At 41.1% G+C, this 20,702-nt stretch carries 20 protein-coding genes, 3 tRNA genes and 1 pseudogene; 19 read left to right on the top strand and 5 right to left on the bottom strand.

All coding sequences use genetic code 11. The annotated features are described in order from the left end of the window. The first annotated feature begins 69 nt into the window (after positions 1 to 69). Positions 70 to 831 carry a ParA family protein gene (locus JOC74_RS13405; protein ID WP_053605028.1) on the top strand — a complete coding sequence of 254 codons (762 nt, stop codon included), beginning with the start codon at positions 70 to 72 and terminating at the stop codon, positions 829 to 831. Then, positions 824 to 1,672 (top strand): ParB/RepB/Spo0J family partition protein, encoded by an 849-nt coding sequence (locus JOC74_RS13400; RefSeq protein ID WP_053605027.1) that lies wholly within the window; start codon positions 824 to 826, stop codon positions 1,670 to 1,672. Before JOC74_RS13405 ends, JOC74_RS13400 begins: the two co-directional genes overlap by 8 nt. Before the next feature lie 29 nt (positions 1,673 to 1,701). Here the strand turns inward: JOC74_RS13400 and yyaC are convergent, their stop codons facing one another. Together yyaC and JOC74_RS13390 are read right to left on the bottom strand one after the other, a co-directional pair. Then, positions 1,702 to 2,340 (bottom strand): spore protease YyaC, encoded by a 639-nt coding sequence (gene yyaC / locus JOC74_RS13395; RefSeq protein WP_053605026.1) that lies wholly within the window; start codon positions 2,338 to 2,340, stop codon positions 1,702 to 1,704. Positions 2,341 to 2,616: 276 nt separating this feature from the next. Next, the gene (locus JOC74_RS13390; protein ID WP_053605025.1) at positions 2,617 to 3,219 is read right to left on the bottom strand and encodes a TetR/AcrR family transcriptional regulator; all 603 of its coding nucleotides are present in this window, start codon (positions 3,217 to 3,219) and stop codon (positions 2,617 to 2,619) included. A 208-nt stretch (positions 3,220 to 3,427) separates the two neighbouring features. Here JOC74_RS13390 and JOC74_RS13385 point away from each other — a divergent pair, with 208 nt between their 5' ends. The 9 genes from JOC74_RS13385 to rplI all read left to right on the top strand — a co-directional run bounded on the left by JOC74_RS13385 (position 3,428) and on the right by rplI (position 11,839). Beyond that, entirely contained in the window at positions 3,428 to 4,405 is a 978-nt protein-coding gene (locus JOC74_RS13385; RefSeq protein WP_225970406.1) for an aldo/keto reductase, read from the top strand. A 643-nt stretch (positions 4,406 to 5,048) separates the two neighbouring features. Continuing rightward, on the top strand, positions 5,049 to 5,258 hold the full coding sequence (locus tag JOC74_RS13380; protein WP_053605024.1) for a DUF951 domain-containing protein: 210 nt from the start codon (positions 5,049 to 5,051) through the stop codon (positions 5,256 to 5,258). A 358-nt stretch (positions 5,259 to 5,616) separates the two neighbouring features. Further along, positions 5,617 to 6,717 carry a redox-regulated ATPase YchF gene (gene ychF, locus JOC74_RS13375; RefSeq protein WP_053605023.1) on the top strand — a complete coding sequence of 367 codons (1,101 nt, stop codon included), beginning with the start codon at positions 5,617 to 5,619 and terminating at the stop codon, positions 6,715 to 6,717. 109 nt (positions 6,718 to 6,826) lie between these two features. Further along, on the top strand, positions 6,827 to 7,114 hold the full coding sequence (gene rpsF, locus JOC74_RS13370; RefSeq protein WP_053605022.1) for a 30S ribosomal protein S6: 288 nt from the start codon (positions 6,827 to 6,829) through the stop codon (positions 7,112 to 7,114). Between the two features lie 44 nt (positions 7,115 to 7,158). Next, positions 7,159 to 7,668 carry a single-stranded DNA-binding protein SsbA gene (ssbA, locus tag JOC74_RS13365; RefSeq protein ID WP_053605021.1) on the top strand — a complete coding sequence of 170 codons (510 nt, stop codon included), beginning with the start codon at positions 7,159 to 7,161 and terminating at the stop codon, positions 7,666 to 7,668. A gap of 29 nt (positions 7,669 to 7,697) precedes the next feature. After that, on the top strand, positions 7,698 to 7,937 hold the full coding sequence (rpsR, locus tag JOC74_RS13360) for a 30S ribosomal protein S18 (protein WP_010332656.1): 240 nt from the start codon (positions 7,698 to 7,700) through the stop codon (positions 7,935 to 7,937). Positions 7,938 to 8,476: 539 nt separating this feature from the next. Continuing rightward, the gene (locus JOC74_RS13355) at positions 8,477 to 9,373 is read left to right on the top strand and encodes a YybS family protein (protein ID WP_053605020.1); all 897 of its coding nucleotides are present in this window, start codon (positions 8,477 to 8,479) and stop codon (positions 9,371 to 9,373) included. 40 nt (positions 9,374 to 9,413) lie between these two features. After that, complete coding sequence (locus JOC74_RS13350; RefSeq protein ID WP_053605019.1) at positions 9,414 to 11,393, top strand: DHH family phosphoesterase; 1,980 nt, start codon at positions 9,414 to 9,416, stop codon at positions 11,391 to 11,393. After that, positions 11,390 to 11,839: a 50S ribosomal protein L9 gene (rplI, locus tag JOC74_RS13345; RefSeq protein ID WP_053605018.1), complete on the top strand. Its 450-nt coding sequence runs from the start codon at positions 11,390 to 11,392 to the stop codon at positions 11,837 to 11,839. Before JOC74_RS13350 ends, rplI begins: the two co-directional genes overlap by 4 nt. 272 nt (positions 11,840 to 12,111) lie before the next feature. Here rplI and JOC74_RS23560 read toward each other — a convergent pair whose 3' ends face one another. Then, positions 12,112 to 12,381 carry a hypothetical protein gene (locus JOC74_RS23560; RefSeq protein ID WP_225970267.1) on the bottom strand — a complete coding sequence of 90 codons (270 nt, stop codon included), beginning with the start codon at positions 12,379 to 12,381 and terminating at the stop codon, positions 12,112 to 12,114. Positions 12,382 to 12,478: 97 nt separating this feature from the next. Further along, a pseudogene (locus tag JOC74_RS13335) lies at positions 12,479 to 13,035 on the bottom strand (DUF6944 family repetitive protein). 351 nt (positions 13,036 to 13,386) lie between these two features. On the opposite strand from JOC74_RS13335, the gene dnaB reads away from it, so the two are divergent. After that, positions 13,387 to 14,751 (top strand): replicative DNA helicase, encoded by a 1,365-nt coding sequence (gene dnaB / locus JOC74_RS13330; protein WP_053605017.1) that lies wholly within the window; start codon positions 13,387 to 13,389, stop codon positions 14,749 to 14,751. A 34-nt stretch (positions 14,752 to 14,785) separates the two neighbouring features. On the opposite strand, the gene JOC74_RS13325 is transcribed toward dnaB, so the two are convergent. After that, complete coding sequence (locus tag JOC74_RS13325) at positions 14,786 to 15,247, bottom strand: SRPBCC family protein (RefSeq protein ID WP_053605016.1); 462 nt, start codon at positions 15,245 to 15,247, stop codon at positions 14,786 to 14,788. 221 nt (positions 15,248 to 15,468) lie between these two features. Between JOC74_RS13325 and JOC74_RS13320 the strand changes: the two genes are divergently transcribed. The 7 genes from JOC74_RS13320 (at position 15,469) to walR (ending at position 20,699) form a co-directional block, all read left to right on the top strand. Continuing rightward, positions 15,469 to 16,761 carry an adenylosuccinate synthase gene (locus JOC74_RS13320; protein ID WP_053605015.1) on the top strand — a complete coding sequence of 431 codons (1,293 nt, stop codon included), beginning with the start codon at positions 15,469 to 15,471 and terminating at the stop codon, positions 16,759 to 16,761. Between the two features lie 172 nt (positions 16,762 to 16,933). Beyond that, positions 16,934 to 17,419, top strand: a complete 486-nt coding sequence (locus JOC74_RS13315; RefSeq protein ID WP_053605014.1) for a GNAT family N-acetyltransferase — start codon at positions 16,934 to 16,936, stop codon at positions 17,417 to 17,419. Between the two features lie 241 nt (positions 17,420 to 17,660). Next, positions 17,661 to 17,736: transfer RNA gene (locus tag JOC74_RS13310), tRNA-Lys, on the top strand. A gap of 17 nt (positions 17,737 to 17,753) precedes the next feature. Further along, positions 17,754 to 17,825 (top strand) — tRNA-Glu (locus JOC74_RS13305). A 110-nt stretch (positions 17,826 to 17,935) separates the two neighbouring features. After that, a tRNA-Phe gene (locus JOC74_RS13300) sits at positions 17,936 to 18,008 on the top strand. Between the two features lie 228 nt (positions 18,009 to 18,236). After that, on the top strand, positions 18,237 to 19,646 hold the full coding sequence (locus JOC74_RS13295; RefSeq protein ID WP_053605013.1) for a M23 family metallopeptidase: 1,410 nt from the start codon (positions 18,237 to 18,239) through the stop codon (positions 19,644 to 19,646). Between the two features lie 345 nt (positions 19,647 to 19,991). Next, a complete protein-coding gene (walR, locus tag JOC74_RS13290) occupies positions 19,992 to 20,699 on the top strand; it encodes a cell wall metabolism DNA-binding response regulator WalR (protein ID WP_053605012.1) in 708 nt (235 codons plus the stop codon). The last annotated feature ends 3 nt before the right edge of the window (positions 20,700 to 20,702 follow it).

The following is a 20,702-nucleotide window of genomic DNA, read 5'->3' as shown; positions in this document are numbered from 1 at the left end:
TTTCATCTTTTTTTTTGATAAAATAGAGAAATGAAAGAAACTTGCTCATATGTGAAAGTAGGTGACATCTTGGGAAAAATTATTGCTGTGACAAACCAAAAAGGGGGAGTTGGAAAAACAACAACTTCAGTCAACCTTGGGGCTTGCTTAGCATACATAGGAAAAAAAGTTCTACTCGTAGACATTGATCCCCAAGGAAATGCAACAAGCGGCATCGGAGTGGAAAAAGCTGATGTAGATCATTGCATATACGATATTCTAGTAGACGATACAAATGTCATAGATGTGATTCGCCCGACATCCGTAGAAAATCTGGATGTCATTCCTGCGACGATTCAGCTTGCCGGAGCAGAAATCGAATTAGTCCCAACCATTTCTCGAGAGGTTCGCTTGAAAAGGGCATTGGAAAATGTGAAACAAAACTATGATTATATGATTATCGATTGTCCTCCATCCCTTGGCCTGTTGACAATCAATGCTTTAACTGCTTCAGATTCAGTTGTTATCCCTGTTCAATGCGAGTTCTATGCACTTGAAGGGCTCAGCCAGCTGTTAAATACCGTCCGGCTTGTGCAAAAGCATTTAAACACAGAGTTAATGATTGAAGGTGTTCTGCTTACTATGCTTGATGCAAGAACAAATTTGGGTATACAAGTAATAGAAGAAGTAAAAAAATACTTTCGGGAAAAGGTTTATTCAACTATTATTCCTCGCAATGTCCGGCTTAGCGAAGCACCAAGTCATGGACAGCCCATAATTTTGTATGATCCTCGTTCAAGAGGAGCGGAGGTTTACCTAGACTTAGCGAAGGAAGTGGCTGCGAATGGCTAAAGGTCTTGGAAAAGGAATTAATGCGCTGTTTACAAATGTCGATTTGTCTGAAGAAAACGTAGAAGAGCTAAAGCTTAAGGATTTACGTCCTAATCCTTATCAGCCTCGAAAAATTTTTGAAGAAGAGGCATTGCATGATTTAAAAGAATCTATCATGCAGCACGGAATCATTCAGCCAATTATCGTCAGAAAAACGATTAAAGGATTTGAGATTATTGCCGGCGAGCGTCGATTTCGCGCTGCAAGCTTAGCAGGTCTATCTACGATTCCTGCGATTGTCAGGGAAGTATCTGAATCATTAATGATGGAAATTGCTTTGCTTGAAAATCTTCAACGGGAGGATCTATCACCTCTTGAAGAAGCCAAAGCCTATGAAGCATTACTCAGCCATTTACAAGTTACCCAAGAACAGCTGGCCAAAAAGCTTGGAAAAAGCAGACCGCATATAGCTAATCACTTAAGATTGCTGACACTTCCAGAAGATGTTCAAGAGCTCATTGCAGACGGAACTCTTTCTATGGGCCACGGAAGAACGATCCTTGGATTGAAAAACAAAAATAAATTGAAGCCTTTGATTAAAAAAATATTATCTGAGGAATTGAATGTTAGACAGGTAGAACAGTTAATTCAACAGTTAAATTCAAATGTTTCACGTGAAACAAAGAAAAAAATTCCGCCTAAAGAGCCTGCAATGAAAGAACGAGAATCATATCTTCAAGAATACTTTGGAACGCCTGTAACGATTAAAAAGCAAAAGAAAAAAGGCAAAATAGAAATCGAATTCTTTTCGAATGAAGATCTGGAGCGAATATTGGAATTGCTGCAAGAGAATAAGTCGTGAGTAACCATCCAATTGTGATGGTTTTTTCTTTACTGTTTTTTGGGGTCGACATATTGCTGGAACGATATATTTTGGAAAGGAATGAATCTTTCTTGTTTAAATGCCGATCTCTCTAATTGATAAATGCTTTCGGCAAGGATATCTGCCATACTGACGACAAGGTGAAGCCTCGTATTTTGCAGAACAAAATACTCCATAAAACCGCTCACATTTACGATGCCATTAATATGAACATCCCCAACCTCTGGTAATTCTTTTTGAACGCCTGCGCCTGGCTTTAAAGGTCCTTTTCCGAGTTGATAGGATCCTACATTTTTTACACGGCCGAGACAAGCATCCACTGCAATAATAAAAGGATCATTATGAGAAAGGTGGATTTCTTCTATTTTTTCCTGCATGTTTACGGCATGGACAGGATCTGAAAGTGTTCCGTAAACAGAAAAATGACGAAGACGCATAGAATACAGCTGAGTACCGACAAGCGGGCCGAATGAATCGCCGGTAGACCGATCTGTGCCAATGCAGAGAACAACGATGGATCTATTCTTTTGTACATTTTCCAAAAAAGAAGATAGAATACGATGGATTTTTTTGGAAGCAAGAGCTTCTTCATGAGAAACATACGTTTTTGGTTGTTCTGAAGAGAAAAGTCCGCCTTTACGAATCATAGTTTCACTTCCTTGTCTTAGTACTAACAGTATTGCTTTGGAGTGTTTTTGAGTATGAATGGTTGTTTACATTATATCCATTTTCGTCTTTTTTTATGCTTTATTTGTCTTTGTGCTGATAGTAGAGTATAGGTGGAGATAACGAGGCATGGTTTTGAGAGTGATTTGATATTAGAAAATAAGTAATCTTTTTGTCTATTAGGGAATAAGTGTCCGTGTGTGTCTAGCGTAAAAGATAAAGGACCGGGCGGGGGTTGCCCGGTCCTTTACGTATTGTCAGTTTCCGCTAAAATGATGGGAAAGACAGGGAGAATTACGGATAAACCGAGTCAGCATCAAGGCAATTTCGTCAGAGGGAAGCGTTCGACCGGTCATGAACCAATGCTGGATCAACCCGAACTGCCCGGAGCCCAGATAAGCGATGATATAACCGGCGGGCTGAACGGACCAACTCGAACCGGGCTGTTCCTGCTTCAGACTTTCGTACAAACGGGTTCCGACCAGATACTGCAGCCGCTCTCTCAATTCGACAGGGGCGGAGGGATGAAAGACGGCCTTGAAAAAAGAAGCATGACGGTGCAAATATCGAAAGGCATCAGCAATAGCCGGGAATGGCGATTTCTCATCCGAATGCTTCATCAGATCGCTCAGCCGAATGGGCTCGAATATTTCCAGCAAGCCCCGCATCCACTCCGTTTGCTCGATCAGGTCGAAAATATCTTTGTAATGCAAATAAAAGGTGCCGCGGTTAATGCCGGCTTTTTGCGACAGATTTTTAACGGTTAACTCCTTGGTCCCCTGATTGCTCAGGATGTCTGTCAGCGCCTGCTCGATGAGCTTGCGGCTCCGAACCGCCCGCAGATCCGTACTTCTCTCCATCATCCTTACTCCTTTCGATAGCCAAACGTAATGGACAATATTTCTTTTGTGTTCTTTATTGAACAGTTCACCTGCATTGTTGATTGTTCCGAACGATTGGCCTAATTATAATGGATAACATAAAGCATATCAACACGTGTTCATTAAAAAGGAGATGGATATTCATGCAATATCGAGATTTAGCGCGCACGGGCGTTAGGGTGAGTCAATATGCCCTTGGGGGGGCGTTTTTGGATCGCTTGCCAGCAAAGAAGAGGGGATCCGAATCATTCACAAGGCGCTGGACGCCGGCATCAATCTGATCGATACTTCCAACCGTTATGGGGACGGAGAATCGGAGAGAATCATCGGCGAGGCGATCAAGGGCAGACGGGACGAGGTTACTCTGGCAACGAAATTCTGGGCGGAGCCGAATGGCGAGCGAAATCAAGGCGCTTCCCGCCGCTGGGTTCGGCAAGCGGTCGAACAAAGCTTGCAGCGGCTGCAAACGGATTATATCGATCTTTATCAGCTGCATCGCCCAGTCGGGGACGTTGCTTTCGAAGAAATTCTGGGCGTGCTGAGCGATCTGGTGCAAGAAGGCAAGATACATCATATCGGCACTTCCAATCATCAAGCCTGGCAGCTGGCAGAGGCGCAGGCGGCGAGCGAGCGTCGCCACTTGCAGCGGTTTGTCAGCGAGCAATCTCCGTACTCAATTCTTAACCGAAGCATCGAGATGGATATTGCCGAAGTCGCTCGGCGCCACGATCTCGCTTTGTTGACTTACAGCCCGCTGGCCGGCGGGCTGCTGACGGGCAAGTATGCGTTCAGTCGGGCGGCCGACAGCGGGTCGCGGGCGGCGCTTTTAAAGGGGCCTGCCGCTCGCATGCTCGATCCGGAATTGCCGGAAAATGCGCAAAAATTCGCGGTCATCGAAGAGCTGAAGCAAGTTGCCGATCAGGCGGGGATGACGCTGGCGCATATGGCTCTAGCGTTTGCCCAGAGCCATCCGGTTGTCACTTCGATCATTGTGGGACCGCGCACACCGGAACAATTGAGACAATATTTAGCTGGAGCGGATTTGACGCTTAGCCCCGATCTGCTGGACGCCATCGATGGGATCGTTCCTCCCGGGAGAAGAATGGACGATCAAGATCCTGCTTGGACGCCGGAATGGCTGGATGCTTCCCGGCGCAGGCGGTAAAGATAAGATAAGATCTGATCGAGCAGCGCAGGGCGAACGCTGGGTGCTGCTTCAGATCTTATCTTTTTCCGGGAATGCCGTATCTCCTCGCGCTCCACGCGATAATTAACGCAACAAGGGGTACCCGTCAGGAAACCGCATTTTCCTGACGGTACCCCTCTATAAACTAAATAAAATGACAAATTTTACAAACATGATACGGGCAGTCTCGTTTATAAAGTGGAGAAATAAAGATTCCGTTATCGATGAGTAACTGCTGCTGAAATTGAAATTGCAGGTGAGGAACAAGCATTCTTCTCATTCAAAATTGAGCAGGATGAATTAAATTGGCCCGATCTCCCATCTAACTTTTTAAAAGAATTTCATGAATTTCATTCTGGGAGTGACGAATTAATAGAGCTTGACTTAGAACCAAGATTTTTCAAAACCAAAGAAGAAGCATTACAAACAGCCATTGATGCCATAGAAAATATTTTACGTAAATATAAAGCACCGGATAAATTGGGATTCCCTTCTTCTGGAACGAATCATTATTTTAAAAAAATAATAGTTTCGTTTATTTTGATTTGATCTTGATATTGCCCTTTCAATATAACATTATGTACAATAGTGGAAAGGAACAACTAAAGAAAGGGTGAAATGGATGGCGGATAAAGACTTCGACCTTAACGATGTGGTTGAAATGAAAAAACCTCATCCCTGCGGAACGAACCGTTGGAAAATCATCCGAATGGGCATGGACATTCGCATTAAGTGTGAAGGATGCGGACACAGTGTGATGATTCCTAGAAGGGAATTCTCAAGAAAAATGAAGAAAATTTTAGTAAAGCATGAAGAGCCTGTTTCTGATTAATAGCCGGTTCTCATGCTTTTTCAATTGAAAAAAGGTGGAAATTTATTTTTACGGGAAAAGCTCAGTGCATAATGAATTTTTAGAACAGTTGCAGGACGAAAGATTAATCGAACGAACGACTTAAATGACGCCTTCGAACCATTATCAGTTGATAGATAGTGCAAGGCTAAAAAAGGATAGTTTGTTCATAAAAACTTGGTTTTCCAGTTTTGCAATCGGTTATTGAAGTACAGTAGACTGTCAATGCAGTATCCTCCGTGTCTAATAAGCTTGCGTTTTTCTCGGCAACTTCCTTATAATTGGTGAAGGTTCGAATGTCAAAAACATGCGCATGCTTTACGATAGAGGAGATGAAGAAATGGCTTTAACAGCTGGAATTGTTGGCTTGCCGAACGTAGGCAAATCGACGTTGTTTAATGCAATAACCCAGGCAGGAGCGGAGTCGGCTAATTACCCGTTTTGTACGATTGATCCGAACGTTGGGATTGTTGAAGTACCCGATACCCGCTTAAACAAGCTTACAGAGCTTGTTAAACCGAAAAAAACGGTGCCAACCGCTTTTGAATTCACGGATATTGCAGGAATAGTGAAAGGTGCTTCAAAAGGTGAGGGACTTGGTAACAAGTTTCTGTCTCATATCCGGCAGGTTGACGCGATTTGCCATGTCGTTCGCTGCTTTCAAGATGAGAATATCACTCACGTATCCGGAAAGGTTGATCCAATCTCAGACATTGAAACGATTAATCTTGAGCTGATTCTTGCTGATCTTGAAAGCGTGGAAAAAAGAATTGGACGTGTCAGCAAAATGGCAAAGCAGAAAGATAAAGAAGCAGTAGCTGAATTCGAAGTCTTAACGAAGCTGAAAGAGACTTTTGAATCAGACAAGCCCGCACGTTCTGTTGAGTTCACCGAAGATCAACAGAAGATTGTGAAACATTTGCACTTACTAACGTCTAAGCCAGTATTGTACGTAGCAAACGTCAGCGAAGACGAGGTTGCAGATCCTTCAGGAAATGAATATGTGCAAAAAGTAAGGGAATATGCTACTGCTGAAGGCGCGGAGGTTATTGTTGTCTGTGCAAAAATAGAATCGGAAATCGCTGAGCTTGAAGGGGAAGAAAAAGAAATGTTCCTGGAAGAGCTGGAAATTGAAGAATCCGGACTAGACCAGCTTATAAAAGCATCCTATTCTCTTCTTGGCCTGGCTACTTATTTCACTGCCGGAGAACAGGAAGTAAGGGCATGGACATTTATTAAAGGCATGAAGGCTCCAGAATGTGCCGGAATCATTCATACTGATTTTGAGAGAGGATTTATTCGCGCGGAAACGGTATCGTATGATGACCTTCTTCAAGCAGGAAGCCATAGTTTAGCGAAAGAAGCAGGCAAGGTGCGGCTTGAAGGAAAAGACTACATCGTAAAAGACGGCGATGTCATTCATTTCCGTTTCAATGTATAAGAGTCTTGATAATAGACGGCAATCTTGTTATAATGTAAACTTGTGAGTAATAGAATTATTGCTCCTTGCCCATTTGTGGGCCGTTTAGTCCAAAAGGAGGTGCTAACAGATGAAAAAGTACGAAGTTATGTACATTATCCGTCCAAACGTTGATGATGAGTCAAAAAAAGCAGTTATTGAGCGTTTTTCTACAGTTTTGACTACTAACGGGGCGGAGATCACTGGAACAAAAGATTGGGGAAAACGCCGTCTTGCATATGAAATCAATGATTTCCGCGAGGGTTTTTACCAAATCGTTAACGTTCAAGCTGATGCTGCAGCCGTTCAAGAATTTGATCGCTTAGCTAAGATCAGTGATGACATCATTCGCCATATTGTTGTTAAAGAAGAAGAATAATTGAAATATATGCTTGAATAAAGCAAAAAGGTGGTCTCTTTCTTATGCTTAACCGAGTTGTATTAGTCGGAAGACTGACAAAAGACCCAGAGTTGCGCTACACGCCAAGCGGAGCAGCTGTTGCTACCTTTACTCTTGCTGTAAACCGTGCGTTTACAAATCAGCAGGGGGAACGAGAAGCCGATTTTATCAATTGCGTGACCTGGAGAAGACAAGCTGAAAACGTTGCAAATTTTCTTAAAAAGGGAAATCTTGCTGGTGTTGACGGCCGTCTCCAGACTAGAAATTATGAAAATCAGCAGGGACAGCGTGTATTTGTTACAGAAGTGAATGCTGAAAGTGTTCAATTTCTTGAACCGAAAAACAGCGGTTCTGGTGGATACAACAGTGGCGGCAGCCAGGGACAATACTTCGGCGGAGACCAGAACGATTCAAATCAATTTAATCAGCAAAATCAGCAAAACCGCAGGCAGGGTAATTCGAACTTTAACGATGACCCATTCGCCAATGACGGAAAGCCGATAGATATTTCAGATGACGATTTGCCGTTCTAAAAAAGAACTGAAGAAAGGAGGGGAATGACATGGCAGGAGGACGCAGAGGTGGTCGTGCGAAACGCCGTAAAGTGTGTTATTTCACTTCAAACGGAATTACGCATATCGACTATAAAGATGTAGATCTTCTTAGAAAGTTTGTGTCAGAGCGTGGTAAAATCTTACCTCGCCGTGTAACTGGTACAAATGCGAAATACCAACGTAAATTGACAGCAGCGATCAAACGCGCACGTCAAATGGCTTTACTTCCATACGTAACTGGAGAGTAAGCTGTATAATAAAAGCAGCCGGGACAGGGTTCCTGGCTGCTTTTATATTTGGGAAGAGGGACATGTATAACGATTAATTGTTATATCACTATATATTGAAAAGTTAGGTTGATTTATTGTCGATATCTCAGAGTGTATTTTATTTCTTCCCTTTACGTTTTTCATATTCTTTTTTCAGCGTAGGGATCACTTTTTCTTTTATGGATTTCTGCACTTTGGGATCACTTAGAGCTTTTTTTAGCATAGATTTTAAAGACATAAGCTTCCTCCTTTATGGTGGAACTTGTATTAAAAATCAAACTTCTTCTCTTTAGCTTACATGGAGATACACCTGATATCAACAAAAAAGGTGTTCCACGTGAAACATACCAGTTTTCTGGTAAGTAATAAACCTCTTCCTAGTTTTACTTCCAATTTCGTGATGTGCTAAAATAGAAACTATGTATACATTCGTTGTTTCATGCTTTTAGATCGAATCGCAAGTCTGACGAGAGGTGTTTTCCCTGAGAAAAACGAATGCGTTAGTTGAAGGAGCTATAATGATTGCTCTTTTGGCTGTTTTGACACTGGCTTCAATTTATCTTCCTGTCATAAGTATGATCTTAATATTTGCCATTCCACTCCCTTCCATCATACATACGATCAGACATGGGGTGAAGCAGGGGATATGGATGGCTGTTGCCAGCTTGCCTGTTCTGCTGATCGTCGGTCAATTGCAGTCGCTTATAGTGATACCGTTTATTATTGCAGGCGTAACGATGGGATTTTACTACAAAAGAAAAGAAACGGCCTATGCAATTGCTTCCGGTGCAATTGCATACGTTATAAGTATTGTCATTTCCTATGCAGCAGGAATCTTATTTTTTCAATTCGACCCTATTTCTTTTTATAACGAAACGATGAATGAGGCCTTTAAAGCATCTCAAAGCCTTATGGGAGCTGTGGGCAATCAAGAGCAAGCAGAAGCACAAATCAAGGTCATGAAAGAACAGATGCAGCTGTTGCCATATTTACTGCCGACTGTGTTTGCTGGGTCAGCTGTTGTCAGTTCATTTATTACCCATTTTATTGCAAAGCCTTTTTTAAAGCGATTTGCATCAGGTACACCTCCTTTAAAACCCTTTAGGGAATGGAAGCTTCCTAAAAGTATCATTTGGTACTATTTAGTAGCGATTTTTCTTTATTTCTTTCCTTTAGAACGGGGAGACTTTTTATATTCAGTTCAAATCAATGCAGAAATCATCCTTGGCACACTTTTAATGATCCAAGGCTTATCTTTTGTGTTTTTCTACTGTTATATGAAAAACATTCCAAAGGCTGTGCCGATAATTGCGGTTATTTTATGTTTTGCTAATCCTTTTATTATGTATGTTGTGAAAATTGTAGGCATTGCTGACATAGGCTTTACTATGAGAGAAAAATTAAAAAAAATGTAGTCAGGAAAGAGGGCTCACGAAGGTGAGGAGTTGATAAAAAATGCCAAGCTTTTATAAGAAACCATTATTTCGTTATCCAATTTATGCCCTGATTGCTTTAACAATCATCGCGGTCTTGTTCCTTTTCTTTTATAATTGGCTGATTGGATTGTTTGGCATTTTGATCCTTGGAGCTATTCTATATTTTCTTCTGCGTGCGGATTATAAGGTTCGTACGGAACTGGAAGAATATATTAGCACTTTGTCATACCGCTTAAAAAAGGTTGGCGAAGAAGCGTTAATGGAGATGCCGATCGGGATCATGCTTTATAACGATAATCATTACATAGAATGGGCTAATCCGTATTTGGCATCCTGTTTTCAGGAGGATTCATTGGTTGGACGATCTCTTTCAGATACCTCAGAACATCTTATTTCGATAATTAATCAAGAGGTTGAAGCGGAAACCATCTCAATAAATGACCGTTTATATGAAATCATGATTAAAAGAGATGAACGGCTGATTTACTTTTTTGATGTAACAGAGCAAGTAGAGATTGAAAAGCAGTATGAAGACGAAAGGACAGTTATTTCCTATATTTTCTTAGACAATTATGACGATATAACACAGGGGTTGGATGATCAAACCCGCAGTACCATTAATAGTGAAGTGACGTCGCTTCTAAACAATTGGGCTCAGCGCTACGGCATATTTATTAAACGTATTTCGTCAGAACGATTTTTAGGTGTATTGAATGAAAACATTCTTTCTGAACTAGAACATTCCAAGTTTTCAATCTTAGATGAAATACGGGAAAAAACAACCCATCACAATATTTCTTTAACGTTAAGTATCGGTGTAGGCGCTTCCGTCTCATCACTCAGCGAATTAGGCGATTTAGCTCAATCCAGTCTTGATCTGGCTCTTGGAAGAGGCGGAGATCAAGTAGCAATCAAACTGCCGAATGGCAAAGCAAAGTTTTATGGCGGCAAAACCAATCCTATGGAAAAAAGGACGAGGGTTCGTGCACGCGTCATTTCCCATGCGTTAAAGGAAATTGTTACAGAAAGTGAACAAGTGATCGTGATGGGGCATACATTTCCGGATATGGATTCCATTGGCGCAGCAATCGGTATTGTAAAAGTTGCACAGGCGAATGGAAAAGAAGGATACATTGTCATTGATGTTGACGAGATCGGCACCAGTGTGTCTCGTCTCATAAATGAAATTAAACAATATGAAGACCTGTGGTCCCATTTTATTTCCCCGGAAAAGGCGATGGATATTTCAACGAATGAAACGTTGTTAGTTGTGGTCGATACTCATAGACCTTCCTTGGTATTGGAGGAAAGGCTGCTCAGCAGATTAGATAAAGTAGTTGTCATCGATCACCATAGAAGAGGCGAGGAGTTCATTAAAGACCCGTTGCTTGTCTATATGGAACCTTATGCCTCTTCAACGGCAGAGCTAGTGACAGAGCTTTTGGAATATCAGCCGAAGCGGCTCAAAATCAGCATGATCGAAGCAACAGTATTGTTGGCAGGAATTATCGTAGATACGAAAAGCTTTTCATTAAGAACTGGCTCTCGTACCTTTGACGCCGCCTCCTATTTGAAATCAAAAGGGGCAGATACAGTGCTGGTGCAAAAGATGTTAAAAGAGGACGTTGACCATTATATTAAACGCGCGAAGCTTATCCAGCATACATCGTTATATAAGGAAAGCTTAGCAATTGCATCTTTGCCTGAAGATACGTTAGACTATTTTGATCAGGTGATTATTGCGCAGGCAGCTGATTCTCTGCTTTCGATGAATGGCGTAGAGGCATCCTTTGCCGTAGCAAAACGGGACGACAATACGGTATGCATCAGTGCACGGTCACTGGGAAATATCAATGTTCAAATTATTATGGAAGCTCTTCAGGGCGGCGGCCATTTGACAAATGCAGCCACCCAGCTTCCTGGAATAACGATAGGGGAAGCTTTAGATAAGTTAAAAGAATCAATCGATGAGTACTTTGAGGGAGGCATTGAAAGATGAAAGTGATTTTCTTGAAAGACGTAAAAGGAAAAGGAAAAAAAGGCGACATTAAAAATGTGGCAGATGGATATGCACAAAACTTTTTAATAAAAAATGGCTACGCAGTTGAAGCCAATACATCAAATATCAATGCGCTGGAAGGCCAAAAAAATAAAGAGAAAAAAGAAGCGGCGCAAGAGCTGGAGAATGCCAAGCAATTAAAGAATACACTTGAAAACTTGACAGTTGAGCTTTCCGCAAAATCCGGAGAAGGCGGAAAATTGTTTGGATCAATTACGAGCAAACAAATTGCTGATCAGCTCAAAAAGGCAAGCGGGATCAAACTGGATAAACGGAAAATCGAATTAAACGATGCGATCCGTTCATTAGGATACACAAATGTGCCAGTAAAGCTTCATCATGAAGTCCAAGCCACTCTTAAGGTTCATGTAGCTGAAGAAAATTAGGTTTAGTAAAGAAGCCAGCAGAAATGCTGGCTTTTATTATGTTGTCGCTATATGTAATCAAACCATATTAAGTAAAACAAGGCAAAAAGAACAGAAAGGAGAAGAGCCCAAAGCTTATGTACATGATGAAGCCGTACCATAGGAAACATAATAACAACAAATAAAGCGGACCACCCGAAATGCCAGCCATTGTGATAAATTAACATACCATACTGATTACCAATCCATTCGATCAATAAAAAAATAAGGATCCATTTTAAGATGTATATGATTTACTGTCTGCGTTTACTTGGGAAATTCGATAAATACACCAAAGTGATCAAAGGATTGATAATTAGATTGTGAACAAAATGAACATTCATAAGATTAAACATTGAATCTTTTCTAAGCTCCCATAAATGATAATGGCTATGCGAGATAAATTCATAAAGAAACGTCGCTAAAGCTGTGTACAGCATTGTCGGATAGTATTTCTCCCAGTTTCTCCAATCTCCTTTCACCAAGGTACTAAGGATTACAATGACAACAAGTATTAAGTTCATTTCAGCTTCTCCTTAGTACTTTTGTAAGTAGTATTATTCACTCCGTAAATACAAATAATACCAATCAGAATTCGAACAGTGAAAAAAGGAAAAGCCTTTAAGTTTTTGATATTTCTTTGCTATCTTCTTTTGTTTGACCTATTGCTGAAAGCACTGCTCCCACAGCTTGAATCCAGCTGCCGTTCACTTCTAATGACTGTTCATCTTCTTCTTTAAGCTCGTAAATGCCTCCCCATGCTTGTAATGAATTACCTATGATTTGCAAAATGTTTCCGGTAATACCGAATACTTTATCAAGTGTTTTTCTGCCATCCAATTCATCTGAAAGGGATACTCCCCCGCCTAAGGCTTGAAGAAAATTTCCTTTAATGATTAATACCTGCTTTGTGTCTTCATCAAATTCAATCACCATTCCAGCAATGACTGTGGTATTTCCAATTGCCTGAATTTCATTTCCAATTTTATCTAATGAAATCGTTTCTTGAGCGTCTGCCATCAGGGCATTCCCGGTTGCCTGAAGAACATTTCCCCAAGGTTAAGGTTATTCAAAAATTCCTCATCGACTCCTTGCAGCGGTGTACTCCCGATAGCAGAAAGAACTGTTCCGATCGCTTGAATCCATGAACCTAATAATCCTTTAAGAAGATGATCCATTTGCTGACCACCCATCGCATCGTTTATTGCTCCCGCTTCTTAAGTAAAGTTGCAAGCGGGAAAGTTTTAGTCTCTTTTTAAGTGTATTCTAATGCTGAAATGTTGTTAAAACGTATATGGATTTAGCACGTTGTAAAAAGTTTTTCAGTATAATAATATATTCGAAGAAAACGATTATTAGAATTGAACACAAGACAAGCATAAAATTAATTTTTTAAATAAACATTGAATCACTGTGAGTAAAGCTTGATTGCCAATAAAGAAAAATCTGGGTTTCTCTTAGGTCTATTTTTTTTCATTTCACATGGTAAAATATAAGTTGACATGTTTTTAGAGAGGATGGTGCCTTGCATGAACGAACTGATAGCGGACCGGCTGCCTCCGCAAAATATAGAGGCAGAGCAAGCGGTGCTTGGGGCGATCTTTTTAGAGCCATCCGCTTTAACACTCGCGTCTGAAGTACTCATACCTGAAGATTTTTATCGAATGTCTCATCAGAAAATATATAATGCTATGCTGCTTCTCGGAGATCGGGGAGAGCCGGTCGATCTTGTAACGGTAACGTCAGAACTGGCCAACACCGAATTGCTTGAGGAAGTTGGCGGAATTTCTTATTTAACAGATATAGCAAATTCTGTGCCAACTGCTGCTAACATCGAATATTATGCAAAAATTGTGGAGGAAAAATCGATCCTCAGGCGATTAATCCGTACCGCCACAACGATTGCACAGGATGGATATACGAGAGAAGATGAAGTCGAGGATCTGCTCAATGACGCAGAGAAAACGATTATGGAAGTGGCCCAAAGAAAAAATACGAGCGCCTTCCAAAATATAAAAGATGTCCTAGTCAAAACCTATGATAACATCGAACAGCTGCATAACCGAAAAGGCGATATTACTGGTATTCCTACTGGATTTTTTGAGCTTGACAGGATGACAGCGGGCTTTCAGCGGAATGATCTCATTATCGTCGCAGCGCGTCCTTCTGTCGGGAAAACGGCTTTTGCGTTGAACATCGCCCAAAACGTGGCGACAAAGACAGATGAAAGTGTCGCGATCTTCAGTCTTGAGATGGGTGCTGAACAGCTTGTTATGCGTATGCTTTGCGCAGAAGGGAATATTAATGCGCAGAATTTACGAACAGGTAATTTAACCGAAGAGGATTGGGGCAAGCTTACGATGGCGATGGGGAGCCTTTCCAACAGCGGAATTTATATTGACGATACACCTGGAATTCGAGTCAGTGAAATCCGGGCCAAGTGCAGACGGCTAAAGCAGGAAAACGGCCTTGGCATGATACTGATCGACTATCTTCAGCTCATTCAAGGGAGCGGGAGGTCGAAGGATAATCGCCAGCAAGAGGTGTCTGAGATCTCACGTGCACTTAAATCATTGGCAAGAGAACTCGAGGTACCGGTCATTGCGTTATCCCAGCTTTCCCGTGGAGTCGAGCAGCGGCAGGACAAGCGCCCCATGATGTCTGACATCAGGGAATCAGGAAGTATTGAACAGGATGCCGACATCGTAGCGTTTTTATATCGTGATGATTACTATGATAAAGAAACAGAGAATAAAAACATCATAGAGATTATTATTGCAAAACAGCGTAACGGCCCTGTAGGAACTGTATCTCTCGCTTTCGTCAAAGAATACAACAAATTCGTCAATCTGGAACGCCGCTTTGACGATGCGGGTGTTCCACCAGGCGCATAGCCAAAAAGCTTTTTCTTAGGAAAAGGCTTTTTAGCTATTTTTCATCATCGTTTTCTGCAATCTTTTTCAGAGAAATTGCCCGATCGAATAGCAGCCTTCTCATGTATTTTTCTAAAAACAGCTTATCTGCAAGCACGCCGAGTAAACCAAACGGCGACTTATATTCAAAGATATCGGTTATCATGGTGCCCCCGGCATGCTGATTGAATAAATGGTGATGTGTGAAGGAAGAAAAAGCACCTTTGACCATCATATCCGTAAAATAATGAGGTTTTTCCATTCTGGTGATTTTTGCAGTAAGCCTTTGGCGGATACCGAAATGAACAGCTTCCCATGTGACAGTGTCTCCTTCTCCCATCAATCCATTGGTTACTCCTGCAATCGCCTTTTCTTTTGTTGTTTGAAGGGTTTTCGTGTGAATGCCAACGTTCCTGGCGCTGTCAAAGCAAATTTCAATCGGAGCGTTGATCCATATTTTTTGTTCGATAATTGGCATGTTCAACGATTCCTTTCTATCATCTATATATCTATTATACTGGTAAACTTTATCCTGCTAGTCTGTAAATTTATCTAACAAAAACAGTTCTATTAACGAACAAAAAGACTTATATGTAAAAATAATGTTCGGATTTTGATTTGACTTTCTTTGTTTGGATTGATAAAATGAATGTGTTTGAAATGATATCGTTTTGGAAAGGGTACGGAGGTGGACGAAAGATGTCATCAGTTGTAGTAGTAGGTACGCAATGGGGAGACGAAGGAAAAGGAAAAATTACAGATTTCCTCTCAGAAAATGCAGAAGTCATTGCACGCTATCAAGGTGGAAACAATGCTGGCCATACGATAAAATTTGACGGTGAAACGTATAAGCTTCATTTAATTCCATCCGGCATTTTTTATAAGGATAAAATTTGTGTGATCGGAAACGGAATGGTTGTAGACCCGAAAGCATTAGTGCAGGAGCTTACATACCTTCATGAGCGGAATATCAGTACTGATAACCTGAGAATCAGCAATAGGGCCCATGTGATTCTGCCTTACCACTTAAAGCTGGATGAGGTTGAAGAAGAACGGAAAGGCGCTAACAAGATCGGAACAACGAAAAAAGGGATCGGACCTGCATACATGGATAAAGCGGCCAGAATAGGCATCCGGATTGCGGATCTTTTGGATCGCGAGACGTTTGAAGAAAAATTGGCACGTAACCTCGAAGAGAAAAACCGTTTGCTGGAAAAAATGTATGAGACCGAAGGCTTTAACATAGAAGATATATTAGACGAGTATTATGAGTACGGACAGCAATTCAAGCAATATGTCGTCGATACATCTGTCGTTTTGAACGACGCCCTTGATGATGGTCGCCGCGTATTATTTGAAGGTGCACAAGGCGTTATGCTTGATATCGATCAAGGAACATATCCATTTGTTACTTCTTCCAATCCGGTTGCAGGTGGTGTAACGATCGGATCCGGAGTCGGCCCATCAAAAATTCAGCATGTAGTTGGAATTTCGAAGGCGTATACGACTCGTGTAGGAGACGGACCGTTTCCAACTGAATTGCATGATGAAATTGGCGATCGAATTCGCGAAGTCGGCCGCGAATACGGAACAACGACAGGAAGACCGCGCCGTGTAGGCTGGTTTGATAGCGTCGTAGTCCGTCATGCGAGACGAGTAAGCGGAATAACCGACTTATCATTAAACTTAGTTGATGTGTTGTCCGGAATTGAAACGCTTAAAATCTGCGTTGCCTACAAGTACAAAGGGGAAATTATTGAAGAATTCCCTGCAAGCTTAAAGGTTCTTGCAGAATGTGAGCCGGTTTATGAAGAATTGCCAGGCTGGACAGAAGATATTACCGGAGTAAAAACGCTAGGAGAGCTCCCGCCAAATGCCAGACATTATTTGGAGCGCATTTCCCAGCTTACTGGTATCCCTCTTTCAATTTTCTCTGTTGGACCTGACCGTTCACAAACGAACGTCGTCCGCAGTGTTTACCGTTTAAGCTAATATAGTGATCGAAAATCCTCTGCCAGTGTGCAGAGGGTTTTTTTGCATGAAGACGCGTAGGGCGGGTATATAAGCAGAAAAATTGGTGCCATGGGAGGATATATTCTGAAAACGGGCGGATAAAATATCTCTATCTTGTATAATAAAGAAAAAATGGAGAGGATTATCCAAAATGAAGATTACTTTAACTCAAGATGCCGATATCATCGCCCGGCTCAACCAGCCAGTACAAGAGCTTCATCATACATTATCTCCAGAAAACTTTAATCCTTATTGTTTCGACGACATCAAAGACTTTTTTAACAGGATTATCCAAAAGCCGGAGCACCTCTTTCTCCTTATTGAAGAAGAAAAACCATTTGGCTATGCCTGGATTGAAATAAAAAAATCCCCAAAAAACCCTTTTAAAAAGGCCTATACATCTATTTATGTCCATCAAATTGGTGTGCTTGATTCCTATCGAAATAAGGGCTGCGGCTCAATGCTATTAGAAAAGATCGATCAGATAGCGGTTGAGCATGGTGCTTCTGAGGTGAAGCTTGACTATTGGACCCAAAATGGTGAAGCCAAAAAATTTTATAAAAATAAAGGCTTTAAGGTGTATAGAGAATCAGTTCATAAGCTTATAACTACCAGTGAAACAGCAAAAAATAAATAGGAAGCTCCTGCGCTCATGCCCCCTTTTTTGAAGAATATTTAGTTTAAGTGAAAAAAGATATTGCCTCACTTTATCATTCTGTGATAATATAAATCTCGTTGTTGTTTACGAGATTTATATTTTTGGATGAAGCTCTTTTAACTCAGTCTTCAAAGCAAGTATCCATTGAGCTGCTTCTAGGATTGCTTCCCGAGATGGAGACGTCGTAATTATCTAGTATCCAAAGAGTGTTATATAGCAAGAGCCATTAGCTCAGTCGGTAGAGCATCTGACTTTTAATCAGAGGGTCGAAGGTTCGAGTCCTTCATGGCTCACCATTTTTTCGTTAAATGAAGGCCCGTTGGTCAAGCGGTTAAGACACCGCCCTTTCACGGCGGTAACACGGGTTCGAATCCCGTACGGGTCATTGCTTTATCTTTTAATCCTCACTTGTCTTTAGGGGGCTGCCCACGACAGCCTTCTAAAGATAGGTACTGTAGATTTTGACGAAGGATAAACAGCAATTACATAGTGTACGGCTCGGTAGCTCAGTTGGTAGAGCAACGGACTGAAAATCCGTGTGTCGGCGGTTCGATTCCGTCCCGAGCCACTTCCAAAGCGTGTTGGCTGACTACAGCTGATGCGTTTTATTTTCTTCTTACTCTCCCCTCTTTTGGTAATATAACCCATAAAGTTTGTAACGTCATTTATACATTCCTATTACATTTTTGTAACGAGTAATATAAGCATCGATTCAATATGGTATTTTAGTTAAGCAGGAAAGTTATCATTGCCTAGAAATGTGACTTTTTGCCTATTTTTCTTTGGAGGTAAAGTCTTGAACAATGACAGACGTAAACTGCGAAAGCGGTTTAAACAGATACTAATACCGATCGTACTATTAAGCTCACTAGCTTTTTCAATATCTTCAGCATCTGCAGAAGAAGAAGACAATGTATTTCTTATTTTCGTAAATGATAAGTACATAGGTACTGTTAGCGATAAAAAATTAGTTGATGAATTTGCGGAAGAGAAAACTAGAAAAGCGCAGCGGGAATTTAAAAATCTATCTTTGACTACAGAGCCGATCCGTGTTGTAAGCAACCAAACGTTTCATCCGCAATCTGATAATCAACAAACGCTTGAAAGGCTGGATCACGAGCTTCCCGTTTTAACAGAAGGATATGCCCTTACAATTGAGGGAGAGGAAGTAGCTTATCTGCAAAGTAAAGAGGATGCTGAACATGCTATAGAAAACATAAAGAAAAAGTACGTTTCAGATAAAACTCTAAAGCAACTTGAAAACGATAAAAAGGAACCGATTAATGAAAAAGATATGTCCATTTTTGATGTATCGCTTTCCAAAAACGTTTCCATCATTCAGAAAAATATTCCGCCGGAAGACGTCCTAAATGTCGAACAAGCAACGAAGCTTATTGAAAAAGGAACACTTGCGAATAAGGATTATAAGGTCCAAGCAGGGGATACTGTCGGGGAAATTGCCGCTCTTTATGACCTTTCTTTAGAAGAGCTTTTGAAACTAAACCCGGGTTTAAAGGAAGAAAGCAAAATCAAACCGGGTGATGCGGTACATATTCAAATGTATGAACCATTTGTAAAAGTTATCGTCAAAGCAGAAAAAAAAGAAAAAGAACAAATCAATTTTCAAACAGAGACAACAGAGGACCCGTCACTTCCTAAAGGCGAAAAAATCGTTCGAGAAAAAGGAGAAAATGGTGAAAAAGAAACCACTTACTCCCTTGTCTTAGAAAATGGAAAAGAAACAAATCGGGAATCAGAAGATGAAGAGATTTTAAAAGAGCCTGTCAAAGAAAAGGAAACGATCGGCACCAAGATCATTCCGGAAAAAGGGACAGGAGATTTCGCTTGGCCGGCTAACGGTGGAATTGTTTCAAGCAAATTGGGGCATAGATGGGGGAAAATGCACAAAGGAATTGATATCGCGGGCCCAAGCAATGATGAGATTAAAGCAGCAGACAATGGAAGAGTGGTCTCAGCCGGTGAAGATGGCGGTTACGGCAATAAAGTGACAATTAACCATAACAACGGAATGGAGACCGTGTATGCGCATCTCAACTCGATAGATGTATCTGTTGGCGATATCGTAACAAAAGGGCAGAAAATAGGTGTAATGGGGTCAACCGGAAATTCGACAGGCACCCATTTGCACTTTGAAGTATATGAAAACGGAACGCTGCAAAACCCTCTGAAATATGTGAATAAATAGATACTCCAGTCATCTCTGGAGTTTTTTCTTATTTAACAACAACAAATGAACGAAGGCGAACCCATAGTCACCCTGGTTTCTAGTGGCTGATATAATAGTCATACAAGTTCAAATGAAAGTAAGAGGCGATCACTGAAGAATGGAAAACACTGATAGATCCCTCATATCATAGAACCATATGGTACAATAAATGAGATATCCTCTTTTAGGACAAATAGGATTTTTTAATATTTGTGGACATAAACGTTATAATGATTGAGACCTTGCTTATTTGCTCGATATTTCAGGATATACTACGAAAGATATACGATAATAGAAGGAAAAGCATCAAGGAGGTTACAGGCAATGGAAAAAAAGATTTTGGTTGTCGATGATGAAAAACCGATTGCAGATATATTAGAATTTAACCTTCGAAAAGAGGGGTTTGAGGTTCATTGTGCCTATGATGGAAATGAGGCGATTGAAATGACAGAGGAGCTTCAGCCGGATTTGATATTGCTCGATATTATGCTTCCTAATAAGGATGGAGTAGAGGTATGCCGTGAAGTACGCAAGAAATACGACATGCCGATTATTATGCTGACGGCAAAGGATTCGGAAATTGATAAAGTGATCGGACTGGAGCTCGGTGCCGATGACTATGTCACAAAGCCTTTTAGTACGAGAGAGCTCTTAGCGCGTGTGAAAGCTAATTTACGCAGGCAAAATACAATTGCTGCCCCTGAGGAAGAAGTAACATCTAACGAAATTCACATCGGGTCTTTAGTTATTTTCCCGGATGCTTACGTCGTATCGAAAAGAGATGTGACGATTGAACTGACTCACCGTGAGTTTGAGCTTCTTCATTATTTAGCAAAGCACATTGGACAAGTCATGACCCGCGAGCATTTGCTGCAAACGGTATGGGGATATGATTATTTTGGTGATGTACGGACAGTAGACGTTACCGTTCGAAGACTTAGGGAAAAAATTGAAGATAACCCGAGTCATCCAAGCTGGATCGTAACAAGGCGCGGAGTGGGTTACTACTTAAGAAATCCGGAGCAGGATTAGCTT

The organism is Bacillus capparidis (assembly GCF_017832095.1).
Lineage (GTDB): Bacteria > Bacillota > Bacilli > Bacillales > Bacillaceae > Bacillus > Bacillus gobiensis.
Note: the sequence above shows the minus strand (reverse complement) of the source record. Positions and strands in the feature narration are given on the sequence as shown.

What these genes read in the sequence shown, in the direction of transcription:
- JOC74_RS13400 (WP_053605027.1), top strand. Translation starts at nt 824, where the DNA reads ATGGCTAAAGGTCTTGGAAAAGGAATTAATGCGCTGTTTACAAATGTC.
- yyaC (WP_053605026.1), bottom strand. Translation starts at nt 2,340, where the DNA reads ATGATTCGTAAAGGCGGACTTTTCTCTTCAGAACAACCAAAAACGTAT.
- JOC74_RS13390 (WP_053605025.1), bottom strand. Translation starts at nt 3,219, where the DNA reads ATGGAGAGAAGTACGGATCTGCGGGCGGTTCGGAGCCGCAAGCTCATC.
- JOC74_RS13380 (WP_053605024.1), top strand. Translation starts at nt 5,049, where the DNA reads ATGGCGGATAAAGACTTCGACCTTAACGATGTGGTTGAAATGAAAAAA.
- ychF (WP_053605023.1), top strand. Translation starts at nt 5,617, where the DNA reads ATGGCTTTAACAGCTGGAATTGTTGGCTTGCCGAACGTAGGCAAATCG.
- rpsF (WP_053605022.1), top strand. Translation starts at nt 6,827, where the DNA reads ATGAAAAAGTACGAAGTTATGTACATTATCCGTCCAAACGTTGATGAT.
- ssbA (WP_053605021.1), top strand. Translation starts at nt 7,159, where the DNA reads ATGCTTAACCGAGTTGTATTAGTCGGAAGACTGACAAAAGACCCAGAG.
- rpsR (WP_010332656.1), top strand. Translation starts at nt 7,698, where the DNA reads ATGGCAGGAGGACGCAGAGGTGGTCGTGCGAAACGCCGTAAAGTGTGT.
- JOC74_RS13355 (WP_053605020.1), top strand. Translation starts at nt 8,477, where the DNA reads ATGATTGCTCTTTTGGCTGTTTTGACACTGGCTTCAATTTATCTTCCT.
- JOC74_RS13350 (WP_053605019.1), top strand. Translation starts at nt 9,414, where the DNA reads ATGCCAAGCTTTTATAAGAAACCATTATTTCGTTATCCAATTTATGCC.
- rplI (WP_053605018.1), top strand. Translation starts at nt 11,390, where the DNA reads ATGAAAGTGATTTTCTTGAAAGACGTAAAAGGAAAAGGAAAAAAAGGC.
- JOC74_RS23560 (WP_225970267.1), bottom strand. Translation starts at nt 12,381, where the DNA reads ATGAACTTAATACTTGTTGTCATTGTAATCCTTAGTACCTTGGTGAAA.
- dnaB (WP_053605017.1), top strand. Translation starts at nt 13,387, where the DNA reads ATGAACGAACTGATAGCGGACCGGCTGCCTCCGCAAAATATAGAGGCA.
- JOC74_RS13325 (WP_053605016.1), bottom strand. Translation starts at nt 15,247, where the DNA reads ATGCCAATTATCGAACAAAAAATATGGATCAACGCTCCGATTGAAATT.
- JOC74_RS13320 (WP_053605015.1), top strand. Translation starts at nt 15,469, where the DNA reads ATGTCATCAGTTGTAGTAGTAGGTACGCAATGGGGAGACGAAGGAAAA.
- JOC74_RS13315 (WP_053605014.1), top strand. Translation starts at nt 16,934, where the DNA reads ATGAAGATTACTTTAACTCAAGATGCCGATATCATCGCCCGGCTCAAC.
- walR (WP_053605012.1), top strand. Translation starts at nt 19,992, where the DNA reads ATGGAAAAAAAGATTTTGGTTGTCGATGATGAAAAACCGATTGCAGAT.